This window comes from Enterobacter cloacae complex sp. 418I7, from assembly GCF_050030705.1.
GTDB lineage: Bacteria > Pseudomonadota > Gammaproteobacteria > Enterobacterales > Enterobacteriaceae > Enterobacter > Enterobacter intestinihominis.
In genome coordinates this window covers 13,893-28,415 of the sequence record NZ_JBLGUU010000001.1, presented here as the reverse complement: position 1 = coordinate 28,415, position 14,523 = coordinate 13,893, and the positions used below count along the sequence as shown (strand labels likewise).

Genomic DNA, 14,523 nt, shown 5'->3' with positions numbered 1-14,523 from the left:
TTGTCATCTCTCTGTGGTAGATTCCTCGCGCATTTATGGGAATGCGTAGTCACTTATTCTTTATTTATCTCTTTTGGCAAAAGTATTCAGCGACATGAAAAAGCAACGGAACGTGAACTTATTGTTGATGCTGGTGTTACTGGTGGCCGTCGGGCAGATGGCGCAAACCATCTACATTCCGGCGATTGCCGATATGGCAAAAGATCTGAGCGTCCGCGAAGGTGCGGTACAGAGCGTGATGGCAGCCTACCTGCTGACCTATGGCGTTTCACAGCTGGTTTATGGTCCCCTGTCCGATCGCGTCGGGCGTCGTCCGGTCATTCTGGTGGGCATGAGCATTTTCATGGTGGCGACGGTGATTGCCATTACTACGCACAGCCTGACCATCCTGATTGCCGCCAGCGCCCTCCAGGGCGTGGGCACCGGCGTCGGCGGGGTCATGGCGCGTACCCTGCCGCGTGATATGTACCAGGGCACACAGCTTCGCCACGCCAACAGTCTGTTAAATATGGGCATTCTGGTCAGCCCGCTGCTCGCCCCGCTGATTGGGGGTCTGCTGGACACCGTCTGGTCCTGGCGCGCCTGTTACGCCTTCCTGCTGGTGCTGTGCATTATTGTCACCTTCAGCATGGCGCGCTGGATGCCGGAAACACGTCCGCAGGACGCGCCGCGCACGAAGCTCATCGCCAGCTACAAAACGCTGTTCGGTAATGGGTCGTTTACCTGTTATCTGTTGATGCTAATCGGCGGTCTGGCGGGCATTGCGGTGTTTGAAGCCTGTTCCGGCGTGCTGCTGGGCGCAGGCCTTGGCCTGAGCAGCATGGTGGTGAGCATTTTGTTTATTCTGCCGATCCCGGCGGCGTTCTTCGGCGCATGGTTCGCCGGACGTCCGAACAAACGCTTCTCTACGCTGATGTGGCAGTCGGTGATCAGCTGTCTGCTGGCCGGGCTGATGATGTGGATCCCGGGGCTGTTTGACGTGATGTCGGTCTGGACGTTGCTCATCCCGGCGGCGCTGTTCTTCTTCGGCGCAGGCATGCTGTTCCCGCTCGCCACCAGCGGCGCAATGGAGCCGTTCCCGTTCCTCGCGGGCACCGCTGGTGCCCTGGTCGGCGGTTTACAGAATATCGGTTCCGGCGCGCTGGCCTGGCTTTCGGCTATGATGCCGCAGACCGGGCAGGCGAGTTTGGGCCTGCTGATGACCCTGATGGGGCTGCTGATTTTGCTGTGCTGGCTGCCGCTGGCGTCGCGCGTCCCGCATCACGAACAGCCGGTTTAACCGCATGATGGCCCGGCTTCTCGCCGGGCTTTTCACACACGGGCGCAATCATCGCCTGTAATAACGGCTCTGGCGCAGGCCGCCAGGCGCCCTCTTCCCCGTCGTAAAACTGGAAGTCCGCGTTAAGCGCATACGGGATTTTCGCCTTTTGCAGCTCGCAGGCCATAAAGTTGGCGAAGGCCATTTGCGAAGCGGTTGGCGTGAGGTGGTTTGACTCCCCCACGCCCCAGCCCCCGACCCAGCTAACGTGCCCGGTTTTTTGCTGCCAGTGCAGCGCGGCATTGATTCGGTTACGGATAGCCGCTTTCTCAGCCGCGGTTCCGGACGTCCACGGGTATCTGCCGTTCGTTTTCAGCGGACCCCAGGGGAAAATATGCCATTCCGCCAGCAGGTAATTCTGGCTGTGTGCGGGCAGCTTCAGGCTGGATAAATCCTCCGGCGCGGAGCGCAGACGAGGGGCGATAAAAATCATGCGGCTGGCATCAATGACGTGAATGTCTTTGATCGCTTTCTCATACACCCGGTTGAGCGAAGCAACGTTGTGGTTGAGCTTGTCCGCCGGTTCGTAGATCAGGTCAAACCCCAGCAACGGCGAGCGCTGACCAAAATAGTGCGCCACGGCAATCCACCAGTTGATCACCGCTTTTTCGGTATCCGCTTTCGGATCGTTTTTATATTCATCGGCCTGATAGGCGATGATGGGGATGACGCCGTATTGCTCGCAAGCCTCCACCAGCTTACGCAGGTGAATCAGCCGCGCTTCCGTCGGTTCGCCCGCCACCCGAATACGGACATGATGTATGCCTTTCGCCTGGAAATCACGGACCACCAGCGGGTCGAACTCGCGGATACCGCGCTCGGTACGGGCCCAGTCGACATCCATTCCGACGCCCAGCATCTGCGCGTAACGGGCAGCCGTCAGGGGTGGCTCAGCGGCACAGGCCCAGCCGGAAGCGAGCGCTAACACGGTGACAATTAACGGCTTTAACACGACGCCCCTTGCAAATAATCAAATGCTTTACTCTGTATTTAGCATGCTTTTTCACAATTGGTGTAGAGTCAAAACGAACTAAATTCTGAGACAGATTATGAAAACGACTGACCTGACCGGCCTCATTGACCGGTTTCCGCTGCTGGCGGATTTGATTGCCCTGAAAGAGATCACCTGGCTTAATCCGAACACCACGACGCTGGCGGAAGGGTTGCCATATGTCGGGCTGACCAAAGCCGACGTGGACGACGCGCATGCGCGCCTGAAACGCTTCGCGCCGTATCTGGCGAAAGCCTTCCCGGAAACGGCGGCAACGGGCGGGATTATCGAATCCGAACTGGTCGCTATCCCGGCGATGCAAAAGCGGCTGGAGAAAGAGTCCGGCAAGGCCATTCCAGGCACGCTGCTGCTGAAAAAAGACAGCCATCTGCCGATTTCCGGCTCCATTAAAGCGCGCGGCGGTATCTATGAAGTGCTGGCCCACGCGGAAAAACTGGCGCTGGAAGCCCGGTTGCTGAGCGTTGAAGATGACTACAGTATCCTGCTGGAGCCACGCTTTAAAGCCTTCTTCAGCCAGTACAGCATCGCGGTGGGTTCAACCGGCAACCTGGGGATGTCCATCGGCATTATGAGCGCGCGCATCGGCTTTAAGGTCACGGTGCATATGTCCGCCGACGCCCGCGAGTGGAAGAAAGCCAAACTGCGCAGCCACGGCGTGATCGTCGTGGAATATGAGCAGGATTATGGCGTGGCGGTGGAGCAAGGGCGCAAAGCGGCGGAAAGCGATCCAAACTGTTTCTTTATTGACGATGAGAACTCACGCACGCTGTTCCTGGGCTATGCGGTTGCAGGTGAGCGCCTGAAAGCGCAGTTTGCCGCGCAGGGGCGCGCGGTGGATGCTGAACATCCGTTGAATGTCTATCTGCCGTGCGGCGTCGGCGGCGGCCCCGGCGGCGTGGCGTTTGGCCTGAAGCTGGCCTTTGGCGATAACGTCCACTGTTTCTTCGCCGAGCCCACGCACTCCCCGTGCATGCTGCTGGGCGTTTACACCGGGCTGCACGATGAAATCGCCGTGCAGGATCTGGGTATTGATAACGTGACGGCGGCGGACGGTCTGGCGGTAGGTCGCGCGTCCGGCTTCGTGGGCCGCGCGATGGAGCGTCTGCTTGACGGGTTCTATACCCTCTCCGATCAAAGCATGTACGACCTGCTCGGCTGGCTGGCGCAGGAAGAAGGCATTCGTCTGGAGCCGTCGGCGCTGGCGGGGATGGCCGGGCCGGTACGCATAACGGCGAATGCTAACACTACACACCTGGTCTGGGCGACCGGCGGCGGCATGGTGCCGGAAGACGAGATGGCGAAATATTTAGCGAAAGGGAAGTAAATATGCCGGGTGGCGGCTGCGCCTTACCCGGCCTACAGGTGCAAAATTTGTTGAATGTGGGTGACCGCAAACAGCAGTGACAGCGACAGCACGGCCAGGGCGATAAGGAACTTATCCCGCACCGCCTTCGGCTGTACAAAGTCGCTCTGCGCCACGTCCATCAGGTTACGGCTGCGGGTGTAGCGCCATAAAATGATGGCTACCAGCGCCAGCACAACAATGGAGATCCAGAATGGCCCCCCCGTGCGGTGCCAGTTGTGCTTAATGGCAAGCGCGATCAACGCACCATACCCAAGCAGCGTGCGCAGCCAGGCCAGCGAGGTTCGCTCCGGCTGAAGCCCGGGGTCCGCTTCCCGCCGCGCTTTGCGGCTATCCGGCATACAGCACCAGTAACATCACTACGCCCGCAACCATCAGCAAAATCGTACTGATGATGATCAAACCGCGCGTGTAGGGGAGATCCTGCTTCAGACGCATCGCCTTTTCATTTCTCAGCCAGCGCAGATAGCCATAAATCGCCAGCACGCCGGCAATCAGGCACAGCAGCAGGGCCAGCACTTCGCGAATCAACGGAGTGGCAAAATCGGGGGCGAGCTGATCAAGGCCGACGCCTGCGGCCAGAAAGCCCAGGGCGGTGCGGATCCACGCTAAGAACGTGCGTTCGTTAGCCAGTGAGAAGCGGTAGTCCGGCGCTTCACCGAGGCGGGAAATGTTCATGAAGGTTCCTTGTCGTGCAGCATGCAGGCTTCAGCATAGCGTAATTCAGCCAGGACAAGGAGACCGGCATCTGGCGATGCCGGTCAGAAAGATTAGTGCAGCTCTGGCCAGTAATCCTTATTAGCTTCAATCAGATCGTCCAGAATCGCCTTCGCCACCGATGCGCTCGGTACGGTTTTCGACAGGGTAATCGCCTGCCAGAGTTTCTGATACGAGCGCTGCTCCCAGGCGTCCACCACCAGTTTTTCCACCGCCACCTGTTGGCTCATGAGCCCTTTCTGGAAGTGCGGAATATCACCCACGGTCAGCGGCTCCGGTCCGTTGTGGCCGACCAGACACGGAATTTCTACCATCGCGTCGGCGTCAAAATTATGGATAGCCCCATTGTTAGGCACAATCAGCAACATGCGTTCCTGGGTATTAAAGGCAATCGCGGTCGCCAGATCGACGATGTACGATGCATGTTCGTCGATTTCCAGTTCACCGGCAGAAGAATGACCGGCTTCGATAATCGCCCGGCATGAACTGAATACATGCTTCTCACGGTGATCCATCACTTCATTGGCGCGGGTACGCTCCGGGTTGGAATGGGCGACCACATAGTCCGGGAACAGGTAATACTTCAGGTAGGTGTTCGGCATGGTGTCCGGATCCAGCGCCTGTACGTCTTTGGCCTTGGCGAAGGTATCGTTCCAGCTCGCTTCAGTATGCACATCTTCCGAAGGCGGAACATAACCGTTTTTCGCCACGTATTCGCGCAGTTTCGGCATCAGATCGTTTCCGTTCAGATCTTCAATCGACGTCCACCAGCCGAAGTGGTTCAGACCGTAGTAGCGCACGCGCATCTCTTTGCGGTCTTTCAGGCCGACGATTTGCGCCATACGGCCTTCAATGCCGATCGGCATGTCGCAGATGTTGAGGATTTTCGCGTTCGGACGCAGGCGGCGCGTGGCTTCCGCGACAATCGCCGCCGGGTTGGAGTAGTTCAGCATCCACGCTTTCGGGGAGTACTGCTCCATATAATCTACCAGCTCAAGCACGCCGCCGATGGAGCGCATGCCGTAGGAGATGCCACCCGGCCCGCACGTTTCCTGGCCCAGCACGCCGTGGCGCAGCGGGATTTTTTCATCTTTTTCACGCATCGGGTATTTGCCCACGCGAATATGCGCCATCACGAAATCCACATCGGTAAAGGCTGCTTTCGGATCGGTGGTGTAACTAAATTCAATCTCAGGCGCCTGCTCCCTGAGGATGATTTTGCACGCCTCCGCGATAACTTCCTGACGTGCTCCGTCATTGTCATAGAACTTCAGCGCACGCAGCGGGAAACGGTCACGGTTGGCTAACAGCATCAGGACGATACCAGGCGTGAATGTACTGCCGCCGCCTGCAATAACAACTGAGAATTTTTTCATGATATAGCCTCTGTCAGAGTGGTTTGTTCGTTTGTTAAAGGGGTTTTCATCAGCGATTCCAGCTGGTCGCGCACCTGAGGAACGTGCAGACCGACAATCACCTGAATGCCGTTGCCGCGTCGCACCACACCGTGTGCGCCCAGGGCTTTGAAGACGTCGTCGCTTTGGGTTTTCGTCATATCCACCAGGGCGATACGCAGGCGGGTGGCGCAGTTATTGATACTTTCGATATTTGCTGCGCCGCCGAGCGCCTGTAAGAACCCAGCGGCCTGTCCGACCTGCTGGCTGGCTGCTGCCGGGGCGGTGGTTTGCCCACGCGCCGCCTTATAGTCGGCCTTGCTGTAGAGCTTGATTTCGCTCTCTTCCCGGCCCGGCGTTTTTAGATTCAGACGTTCGATAAGCGTCCTGAAGACCACGAAATAGAGAGCGGTGAAGCAGAGGCCGATGCCAATCTGGGTGAATACCGTCGAGGCGTGGTTATGGAACATCGGGATCCAGTTTTGCGGCAGGAACTGGTCCAGCAGACCGCCCCCCATGTTCCCCACCACCCCGAAGGTATACATCACCGTCGCCATCGTTGCGGCCAGCACGGCGTGGATGGCAAACAGCAACGGCGAGATAAACAGGAAGGTGAACTCCAGCGGTTCGGTAATACCCACCAGCACGGCGGTAAGCGTGGCCGGAACCAGCAGCCCCGCAACCTTGACGCGGTTCTCCGGCGACGCGGTGTACCAGATCGCCAGCGCAATCCCGACCGAGCCAAACACTTTCGAATTGCCGTGCAGGGCGAAGCCGCCTTCAGGGAACAGTGTTTTTAGCGGCACAGTGCTCTGGCTGAATTCCTGCAGGTGCTGCGCCCAGTAGACCTGAATGCCGCCCTCTACCGCCGCCGGGCCGAAGATAAACGGACCGTAGACGAAGTGGTGCAATCCGGTTGGGATCAGAATGCGTTCCAGGAAGGTATAGACCCATACGCCGAGCGCACCGGCAGAGCGCAGGAACGCCTGCAGGGACTCAATGCCCATCTGCACTTTCGGCCAGCCCAGCAGCGTCAGCCAGGCGCAGGGGATCATCACGAAGAACGCGAGGATAACGACAAACGAGGTACCCTGGAAAATCCCCAGGAAGACTGGCAACGGCTTGTCGAAAAATCGGTTGTGGATGGCGGTGACGAGCCCGGAAATGATAATCGCCCCGATGATGCTGGTATCAAGCGTTTTGATTCCGGCAATCATCGCCAGCCCGCTGCCAGCAGTGGGTTCAGCAGAGAAGTCGACGCCAAAGAAGTGACCCCAGGTCATCCCCATCGCGTTGATAAAGTAGTTCCAGGTCAGAAAGCTAATCAGCACCGCCAGACAGGCGCGGCCCTGCGCCTGCTTTGCCAGGCCAATCGGTAAGCCGACAGCAAAAATCAGCGGCATATTGCGGAACACCGCCCAGCCGCCCTCTTCGATGATGTGAACAATCTGCGCGAACAGATGATCGGGGGCCGTTAAAGCTTCGCCGACAAACAGCGGGTTGCGAAGCATGATGGCGATCCCGACCACGATCCCGGCAAAGGGAAACAGTAAAACCGGGGTGAACATGGCGCCGCCAAAACGTTGTATTTGACTGAGCATTTTTAAATCCTCATGAAACAACCTGTAGGGGTAGAGGCCTTTATGATTTTTTACTGGCCTGAGGTGAGCATAAGAAGTTACTGATGCGGGAACATGGCGTGCCGCTGCGATTCGTGATCGCATTCATGGTTTTAATTTGACCAATCAGGTCTACTTTTGATAGCAAATATGGACAAGTTAAGACGTAATCCACGCCATAACGGGCGAGCAGAGGTCTACAGGTGATCTACAAATCTATTGCCGACAGATTGCGGCTACGGCTCAATTCGTCGGACTACAACATTGGCAGCCCGTTACCCGGCGAAAAAGCGCTGGCAAAGGAGTTTGGCGTAGCCCGGATGACCATCCGCAAGGCATTGGATCTGCTGGTAAGCTGGGGGCTGGTTGAACGTCGACACGGCAGCGGGACGTTCGTGGCGCGCAAAGACGTTCATCATGAAACGACTAACCTGACCGGGCTGGTGGAGGTACTGCGCCAGCAGGGGAAAGAAGTGCAGAGCAAGGTGTTGCAGTTTGAAGTGATGCCCGCGCCGCCCGCCATCGCCAGCCAGTTGCGGATTCAGGTTGATGAGCGGATCTATTTTTCAAGGCGGGTGCGTTACGTGGACGGAAAACCGCTGATGCTGGAGGACAGCTTTATGCCGGTGAAGCTGTTCCGCAATCTTTCCCTGGCGCATCTCGAAGGGTCTAAGTTTGATTACATCGAGAAGGAGTGCGGGATCACCATTAGCGGCAACTACGAGAGCCTGACGCCAGTGCTGGCAGATAAACAGCTGGCCGGTTATATGAATCTGCCGGAACAGACGCCGCTGCTGCGCATCACCTCTCTTTCCTACAGCGACAGCGGCGAGTTCCTCAACTATTCCGTGATGTTCCGGAACACCAGCGATTACCAGGTGGACTACCATCTGCGGCGTATCCACCCGGAAGACTTATTAGCCCATCCCCCAGAACAGCACCGCCAGTAGTTGCGGGGTGATAATGCGCAAAAACATCACCAGCGGATAGACCGTGGCGTAGGACAACGCCGCCGCGCCGCTGGTGGCGTGCAGGTTATTGGCGAACGCCAGCGCGGGCGGATCGGTCATGGAACCGGCCAGCATGCCGCACAGCGTAAGATAGTTCATTTTAGCGAACATACGCGCCAGTAATCCGACCGTTATCAGCGGGATGGCGGTAATGAATATGCCGTAGCCTACCCAGCTCATCCCTTCGCCGTTAACCAGGGTATCGACAAAATCACCGCCGGATTTCAGCCCCACCACCGCCAGAAACAGCACGATGCCCAACTCCCGCAGCGCCAGGTTAGCGCTCGGCGGCATAAACCAGTAGAGCTTACCGATGGAGCCGATACGCCCGAGGATCAGCGCCATAATGAGCGGCCCGCCTGCCAGCCCCAGCTTCAGTGCTACCGGGAAGCCGGGCACGTACAGGGGGATGGAGCCAAGCATGACGCCAAGCCCGACGCCGATAAAGACCGGCAGCATCTGCACCTGCTGGAGTTTTTGCTGGGCGTTGCCCACCATGTTCGCTACGGCATCAATAGATGAAGGACGCCCGACGAGGTTGAGAATATCACCGAATTGCAGGCTGGCATCCTGGCTGGCCACCAGCTCGACACCAGCGCGGTTTAGCCGGGAGATCACCACGTCATAACGCTCTTTTACCTGCAAATCGCGTATTTTCTTGCCCAGGACCTTCTCATTGGTCACTACCACGCGCTCCACGCGCATGTCCGTTCCACGGGTTGAGAGCGAGGTATCCACCTCCTGACCAATCACCAGCCGGGCATTGTTTAAATCCGCCGGTTGCCCTACCAGATGCAGGAGATCGCCGTGTTGAATGAGGGTGTCAGGTGAAGGCACCATCAGCGTGTCGTCACGTTTCAGGCGTGAACAGATAATGGTCGCGCTGTTCAGAATGGGGACATCCTGTATCGCCATATTATTCAGGTTGGGGTTTTCGACGCGAATGTTGATGGTTTTAATAAGCGCATGGCCGTTGGTCAGCGTGCTTTCATGCTCTTTCGCCTCCTGCTCGACGTTAATGCGGAACAGCACGCGCACCAGCCACATGGAGAGCAAAATACCGCAAATGCCAAACGGATAGGCCATGGCGTAGCTCATCCCCATCTGATCGACGACATCAGCAGGGATACCCAGATCGCGCAGAATTTGCTGGCCCGCCCCGAGCGCGGGCGTATTGGTTACGGCGCCGGAGAAGATGCCCAGCACGACGGGCAGCGGAATAGCGAAGAGTTTGTGCAGAATGGCGGTGACCAGCCCACCCATCACGACGATGCCGAAGGCAAAGAGATTAAGGCGTAAACCGGAGACGCGCAGGGAAGCGAAGAAGCCCGGCCCCACCTGAATACCGATGGTATACACAAAGAGGATCAGGCCGAACTCCTGGATGAAATGCAGCATATCGGCGCTGAGCACCCACCCAAGCTGGTCGGCAAAATGGCCGACAAAAATCCCGCCGAAAAGCACCCCGCCAATCCCAAACCCGACGTCGCGGATTTTGATATTCCCCAGCCATAGCCCCACTACCGCGACAAGGGCCAACACGCTGACGGTTAACGCGATATCACTCATGTTCCACATCCTGTGCATAACCTTAGTTATATCAAGGATTCTCTCAGAGCTGGCGGCGGTTGTATGGGCGATGGCGCACAAAAAAGCCCTGCCGGGGCAGGGCCTTGTGCGGTCTGTGAGCGTTGTCGGGTGGCGGCTGCGCCTAACCCGACCTACAGTTTCGGCGGGTTTGTTAACTGTTTAACGCCGGCCTGTCGCTAATGGCGATACGCTGCGGCGCGATAGCTTCCGGCACGTTACGGGTGAGGTCAATATTCAGCAGCCCGTTAGTGAACGTCGCGCCAGAAACTTCCATATGGTCTGCCAGGGTAAAGCTCAGGCTAAACGGCTGAGTGACAAGCCCCTGATGCAACCATTTGGTCTCGGTGTCAGGTTTTTCCGGTGACCCTTTAACGGTCAGGCGCGTACCCTCAAGCTGGATGTCGAGATCTTCCTGACGGAACCCGGCCAGCGCAAGCGTGATGCGGTAGTGGTTATCATCGCTTTTTTCGATGTTGTACGGCGGAAACGTCTGCTGTTCGGTTGCGCTTTGCAGCGCGTTAGCCAGTTTGTCAAAACCGATCCACTGACGCAGCAGGGGGGAAAAATCATAGTTACGCATACTAAATCTCCTTCTGAGAAGCGAGTTCGGCACAGTTTATTTTTGTGCGCAGTTGTACCTGCAAACCCTTACGGATTCGCATATGCTCCCTTTACGGCAAGCAATTTCAGGTGGGCCGCAGCCGCGACCCGCTTAATTAATTGATTTCGATACGACGCGGTTTTTTCTCTTCCGGAATCACACGTTCCAGCTCGATAAACAGCAGGCCGTTCACCAGGTTCGCGCCCTTGACGTGGATGTTCTCAGCCAGCTGGAACTTGCGTTCAAAGTTGCGCTCTGCGATGCCCTGGTAGAGGTAGGTTCGTTCTTTCTGCTCGCCCGCATGGGAGCCTTTCACCACCAGCAGATTGTCCTGCGCGGTGATCTCCAGTTCGCTCTCTGCGAAACCGGCGACAGCAATCGCAATGCGATAGTGGTTTTCGTCAACCAATTCAACGTTGTAAGGAGGATAGCCATTGCTCTGGCTCTGGTTGTTTTCTAAGTGGTTGAACAGACGATCAAAACCAATGGCAGAACGGTATAGCGGAGAGAGATCGAAATTACGCATAGATAAAAACTCCTGGAATCAGCGAGAAAATGTAGCCTTCCACCATGGACAGGCTTCTGCTTCCCCGAACACCCATCAGGCGTGTTCGTTATCGGGTTACATTCTTAAAATGGGTCTGGATACGGCCTTTTCAAGCCTGTTGATGTGAGATTTTTTTGCACTTTGCTGGTTGTCGCATAGACTCAGGGGCACAGCACAAAGGGTTAAATTGCGATGGCGACCACAGTGCGGGAGTTTTGAGCTATCCATTTTGGACGCGCCTCGCTATAACCCTGAGTTGCAGGTCAATGCCGTGCTACTAATGATGACTGAGTGATGATGAGAAATGTTCTGATTAAGCTGGCGACGTTCAGCGGGGTTGTTTTACTTTGCGGGTGTTCGAGCGTGATGTCGCACACCGGCGGTAAAGAAGGAACATATCCGGGGACGCGCGCCAGTGCCGCCATGATCTCTGATGATGAGACAAACTGGGGTACCAAATCTCTGGCGATTCTTGATATGCCGTTTACGGCGGTTGCCGATACGCTTCTGCTGCCGTGGGATATGTTCCGCACCGACAGCTCAGTGCGTTCGCGCGTTGAGAAAAGCGAGCAGGAGACGCTGGCGACTAACTCCGTCATCCCACCCGCAGAGATGACCCCGCGCTAATTCTGTGCGGTTTCCGTTAGCCACAGCTGGCGGAAACCGTCCTTCTCTTCCATCCACGCAACAAAACGTCCGTCCGGGGAAAACACCACAGCGTCAGCAGACGGCGGATTGCCGTGATCGGATGTCAAAAACGTCACCTCTCCGGTCTGCGCATCGCAGCAGGCAATGCGGCCTGCAAGCACAAACCCCAGCCCGTTGCCGGAAGGATGCCAGTTAAAGGCCGACTGAATATCACTCTCAGCGTGGGTCAACTGACGCGGCTCACCGCCTTCAGGGGAGATAAGCCACAGCTGCACAATGCCGTTATCGTCCCGCATTAAAAACGCAATCTGCGTCCCCTGTGGATTGCTGCGCACCCAGTGGCGCGGCACGTTCACCAGCCCCGGATACGCCTTCTGATGGGTGAAGGTAAGGCGGCGTTGCATGACGCCCGCAGGCGGCGCGGGCATTGTATCCGGCGTCCCCTGCAACGGCGCATCGCCCGCCCGTTTCCAGCCCTGCTCGTCCTTGGGAAGGTCCACAATAAACAGTTCGGGCACTTTCTCGCCTTTCGCAGACACCGTATCGCCGATAAACGCCAGCCTGTCGTTGTCCACCCAGCCCTCTTCATAGGCGCGGTTGATCTCATCGCTGCCCGGTTGCGGGTTCGGCGTTGTCCGGCTTACCAGCACGCTCCAGAAGGTGCCAGCATATTCCCGCGGATGGTTCCCCTGTGGATTTACCGGACCAAAAGGCGCCGCCACCCCGACGTTACGCAAATCCAGCTGCGGATCGCGCGCGTGCAGCACATGGTCGTTGTAGGTAAAGCTGACGAACTGCCCGTTCGGGCTAAAAACGTGAACGTGGCTGCCGCCACGCAGCGCCCCCGCCGTGTAAGGCGCGGTGATATCCATCGCATCAAGATTGCTCACCTGGCCGTTGTGCGCAATCACTCCCTGACGATGGTGAAAATCATACTGCCAGTCTGCATCCGGGTTTTTCGGGCCGAGGATAAAAACATATTTCTCCTGCGCCGGATGAACGGTTACCACGCCAACATGCGCGCCTTCAGTCGCACGGTAGATCACCTCAACCTCGCCCGTACTAACATTGACCCGCTCAATGGTTTCACCGGTAAACGACGCGCCGGACGGGCGGACATCATAGACAAGCCACTGGCTGTCTGGCGTCCAGGTGTTGATGTTGGTGAGCTGGTGGTTGCGGGAAGCGAAGGTGATTTGTTTCATGAAAATACCCTGATGCGCGGTTATCGCATCAGGGTAAAACATCCGAAGGGATTAGCCTACTCGTTTCACGTCACCTACCAGCAGGATGTAGGAGAGCGCGCCGATCAGCGCCACGGCAGAGATATACACCAGAGCCGGACCAAAGCCGTAGTCCTGCGCCAGGTAACCGATGACCAGCGGCACGGTGATCCCGCCCAGGCCGCCAACGAAGTTGAATACGCCACCAGTCAGGCCAATCAGCCGCATGGGTGCCAGGGACGACACCAGCGACCAGGTGATGGAGGCAAAACCGTTCCCGAAGAACGCTACCGCCATCAGGGTCATGATCCACACTGGATCGTTGGTGTAGTTCGCTCCCATGATGCAGGTAGAGATCAGCAGTCCGCAGATAATCGGCGTTTTACGCGCAACGCCCAGTGAGAAGCCTTTTTTCACCAGCTTATCCGCCAGCCAGCCCGAGAGCAGGACGCCGAAAAACGCCGCAAGGAAGGGTACGGTGGTCATAAAGCCCGCCTTCAGCGCGGTTATCCCTTTTTCCTGGGTCAGATAGTTCGGGAACCAGGTGAGGAAGAACCACAGCGTGGAGGTCACCGCGAACTGGCCCAGATATACGCCCACCAGCTTACGGTGGAAGACCAGCTTCCAGTCCGCTCTGGTCAGCGGCTGGCGCGCCTCTTTTTTCACTGGCGCATCGCCGTCCACCAGACCGCCGCCGTCGCGGATGTAGTCCAGTTCGGCTTTGGTGATGCTTTTGGTCAGACGCGGCGGCTGATAGACCTTAAACCAGATTAACGACCAGATAATGCCGATCCCGCCGGTGACGATGAACACCCAGTGCCAGCTCAGCAGCTCCTGGATCCAGATTAACAGCGGCGTCAGAAACGCCAGACCAACAAACTGCCCGGAGGTGTAAAAACCAACAGCGGAAGCACGTTCGTGTTCAGGGAACCAGCTGGTCACCATGCGGTTGTTGGTCGGGAACGCGGGCGCTTCAAACACCCCGGTGATGGCGCGCAGGCCTATCAGCGACATCAGCCCGGTGGCGAAGCCCTGGAACAGGGTCGCCACGGACCAGCCCAAAATAGCGATAAAGTAGGTCAGACGTGACCCCACGCGGTCAAGGAACCAGCCGCCGGGGATCTGGCAGAGCGTATACAGCCAGGCAAACGCCGAGAAGACGTAACCCATTTCCGCTTTGGTGATGCCAAACTCTTCCTGAATATGGGCCGATGCCACGGCGAGGTTGGCGCGGTCGACATAACAGATGACCACGGTAATAAAGATCATGATCAGCGTCAGGTAACGACGACGCCCGGTTTTTGTAGCAGTAACTGGAATATCCATCGCAATCTGTCTCCAGATTTTGGGCATAGCGAAGCCGCTCACCATGCCCTGTAATTTACAGAGGGTTATATTTTTTCTATGTACGTTTTTTTTGCCCGGTGGCGCTTCGCTTACCGGGCCTACGAGAGAGTAGGCCGGATAAGCGTAGCGCCATC

13 protein-coding genes, 1 pseudogene and 1 other annotated feature are annotated in these 14,523 nt (G+C 57.2%); of the genes and pseudogenes, 4 read left to right on the top strand and 10 right to left on the bottom strand.

The features are described 5' to 3' along the window. Window positions 1-94: 94 nt before the first annotated feature. The gene (gene emrD, locus ACQG0S_RS00135) at window positions 95-1,279 is read left to right on the top strand and encodes a multidrug efflux MFS transporter EmrD (protein ID WP_023298963.1); all 1,185 of its coding nucleotides are present in this window, start codon (window positions 95-97) and stop codon (window positions 1,277-1,279) included. Here the strand turns inward: emrD and ACQG0S_RS00130 are convergent. Then, window positions 1,185-2,270: pseudogene (locus ACQG0S_RS00130) on the bottom strand (cellulase family glycosylhydrolase); the annotation flags it as partial. The gene emrD and the pseudogene ACQG0S_RS00130 sit on opposite strands and share 95 nt — an antisense overlap. Before the next feature lie 97 nt (window positions 2,271-2,367). Here ACQG0S_RS00130 and dsdA point away from each other — a divergent pair. Beyond that, entirely contained in the window at window positions 2,368-3,654 is a 1,287-nt protein-coding gene (gene dsdA / locus ACQG0S_RS00125) for a D-serine ammonia-lyase (protein ID WP_048966209.1), read from the top strand. Window positions 3,655-3,686: 32 nt separating this feature from the next. Here dsdA and ACQG0S_RS00120 read toward each other — a convergent pair whose 3' ends face one another. From ACQG0S_RS00120 to ACQG0S_RS00105, 4 genes are all read right to left on the bottom strand, one after another. Then, window positions 3,687-4,034 carry a DUF202 domain-containing protein gene (locus tag ACQG0S_RS00120; protein ID WP_048966208.1) on the bottom strand — a complete coding sequence of 116 codons (348 nt, stop codon included), beginning with the start codon at window positions 4,032-4,034 and terminating at the stop codon, window positions 3,687-3,689. Further along, a complete protein-coding gene (locus ACQG0S_RS00115) occupies window positions 4,024-4,371 on the bottom strand; it encodes a YidH family protein (RefSeq protein ID WP_022646544.1) in 348 nt (115 codons plus the stop codon). Before ACQG0S_RS00115 ends, ACQG0S_RS00120 begins: the two co-directional genes overlap by 11 nt. A 92-nt stretch (window positions 4,372-4,463) precedes the next feature. Continuing rightward, complete coding sequence (locus ACQG0S_RS00110) at window positions 4,464-5,786, bottom strand: 6-phospho-alpha-glucosidase (RefSeq protein ID WP_058646762.1); 1,323 nt, start codon at window positions 5,784-5,786, stop codon at window positions 4,464-4,466. Beyond that, complete coding sequence (locus tag ACQG0S_RS00105) at window positions 5,783-7,405, bottom strand: alpha-glucoside-specific PTS transporter subunit IIBC (RefSeq protein WP_022646542.1); 1,623 nt, start codon at window positions 7,403-7,405, stop codon at window positions 5,783-5,785. Before ACQG0S_RS00105 ends, ACQG0S_RS00110 begins: the two co-directional genes overlap by 4 nt. Before the next feature lie 221 nt (window positions 7,406-7,626). Here ACQG0S_RS00105 and ACQG0S_RS00100 point away from each other — a divergent pair, with 221 nt between their 5' ends. Next, window positions 7,627-8,373 (top strand): GntR family transcriptional regulator, encoded by a 747-nt coding sequence (locus ACQG0S_RS00100; protein WP_022646541.1) that lies wholly within the window; start codon window positions 7,627-7,629, stop codon window positions 8,371-8,373. Here ACQG0S_RS00100 and ACQG0S_RS00095 read toward each other — a convergent pair. The 3 genes from ACQG0S_RS00095 to ibpA all read right to left on the bottom strand — a co-directional run bounded on the left by ACQG0S_RS00095 (window position 8,341) and on the right by ibpA (window position 11,150). Continuing rightward, window positions 8,341-10,002 (bottom strand): putative transporter, encoded by a 1,662-nt coding sequence (locus ACQG0S_RS00095; RefSeq protein WP_426749894.1) that lies wholly within the window; start codon window positions 10,000-10,002, stop codon window positions 8,341-8,343. The genes ACQG0S_RS00100 and ACQG0S_RS00095 overlap by 33 nt on opposite strands. 172 nt (window positions 10,003-10,174) lie before the next feature. Next, window positions 10,175-10,603, bottom strand: coding sequence for a small heat shock chaperone IbpB (ibpB, locus tag ACQG0S_RS00090; protein ID WP_022646539.1), 429 nt, complete (start codon window positions 10,601-10,603; stop codon window positions 10,175-10,177). Between the two features lie 136 nt (window positions 10,604-10,739). Beyond that, entirely contained in the window at window positions 10,740-11,150 is a 411-nt protein-coding gene (gene ibpA, locus ACQG0S_RS00085; RefSeq protein WP_003861094.1) for a small heat shock chaperone IbpA, read from the bottom strand. Further along, window positions 11,144-11,218, bottom strand: a sequence feature (ROSE (Repression Of Heat Shock gene Expression) occurs in the 5'-region of heat shock genes and acts as an RNA thermometer to modulate expression.). (Overlaps the previous gene by 7 nt.) A 247-nt stretch (window positions 11,219-11,465) precedes the next feature. Here ibpA and ACQG0S_RS00080 point away from each other — a divergent pair. Beyond that, the gene (locus tag ACQG0S_RS00080) at window positions 11,466-11,798 is read left to right on the top strand and encodes a YceK/YidQ family lipoprotein (protein WP_032622035.1); all 333 of its coding nucleotides are present in this window, start codon (window positions 11,466-11,468) and stop codon (window positions 11,796-11,798) included. Here the strand turns inward: ACQG0S_RS00080 and ACQG0S_RS00075 are convergent. Together ACQG0S_RS00075 and ACQG0S_RS00070 are read right to left on the bottom strand one after the other, a co-directional pair. Beyond that, window positions 11,795-13,024, bottom strand: a complete 1,230-nt coding sequence (locus ACQG0S_RS00075; RefSeq protein WP_075208090.1) for a DUF3748 domain-containing protein — start codon at window positions 13,022-13,024, stop codon at window positions 11,795-11,797. The genes ACQG0S_RS00080 and ACQG0S_RS00075 overlap by 4 nt on opposite strands. A gap of 51 nt (window positions 13,025-13,075) precedes the next feature. Beyond that, on the bottom strand, window positions 13,076-14,413 hold the full coding sequence (locus ACQG0S_RS00070; RefSeq protein ID WP_161177384.1) for an MFS transporter: 1,338 nt from the start codon (window positions 14,411-14,413) through the stop codon (window positions 13,076-13,078). Window positions 14,414-14,523 lie beyond the last annotated feature (110 nt).

Coding starts and splice junctions, on each gene's coding strand:
- emrD (WP_023298963.1), top strand. CDS start 95: ATGAAAAAGCAACGGAACGTGAACTTATTGTTGATGCTGGTGTTACTG.
- dsdA (WP_048966209.1), top strand. CDS start 2,368: ATGAAAACGACTGACCTGACCGGCCTCATTGACCGGTTTCCGCTGCTG.
- ACQG0S_RS00120 (WP_048966208.1), bottom strand. CDS start 4,034: ATGCCGGATAGCCGCAAAGCGCGGCGGGAAGCGGACCCCGGGCTTCAG.
- ACQG0S_RS00115 (WP_022646544.1), bottom strand. CDS start 4,371: ATGAACATTTCCCGCCTCGGTGAAGCGCCGGACTACCGCTTCTCACTG.
- ACQG0S_RS00110 (WP_058646762.1), bottom strand. CDS start 5,786: ATGAAAAAATTCTCAGTTGTTATTGCAGGCGGCGGCAGTACATTCACG.
- ACQG0S_RS00105 (WP_022646542.1), bottom strand. CDS start 7,405: ATGCTCAGTCAAATACAACGTTTTGGCGGCGCCATGTTCACCCCGGTT.
- ACQG0S_RS00095 (WP_426749894.1), bottom strand. CDS start 10,002: ATGAGTGATATCGCGTTAACCGTCAGCGTGTTGGCCCTTGTCGCGGTA.
- ibpB (WP_022646539.1), bottom strand. CDS start 10,603: ATGCGTAACTATGATTTTTCCCCCCTGCTGCGTCAGTGGATCGGTTTT.
- ibpA (WP_003861094.1), bottom strand. CDS start 11,150: ATGCGTAATTTCGATCTCTCTCCGCTATACCGTTCTGCCATTGGTTTT.
- ACQG0S_RS00080 (WP_032622035.1), top strand. CDS start 11,466: ATGATGAGAAATGTTCTGATTAAGCTGGCGACGTTCAGCGGGGTTGTT.
- ACQG0S_RS00075 (WP_075208090.1), bottom strand. CDS start 13,024: ATGAAACAAATCACCTTCGCTTCCCGCAACCACCAGCTCACCAACATC.
- ACQG0S_RS00070 (WP_161177384.1), bottom strand. CDS start 14,413: ATGGTGAGCGGCTTCGCTATGCCCAAAATCTGGAGACAGATTGCGATG.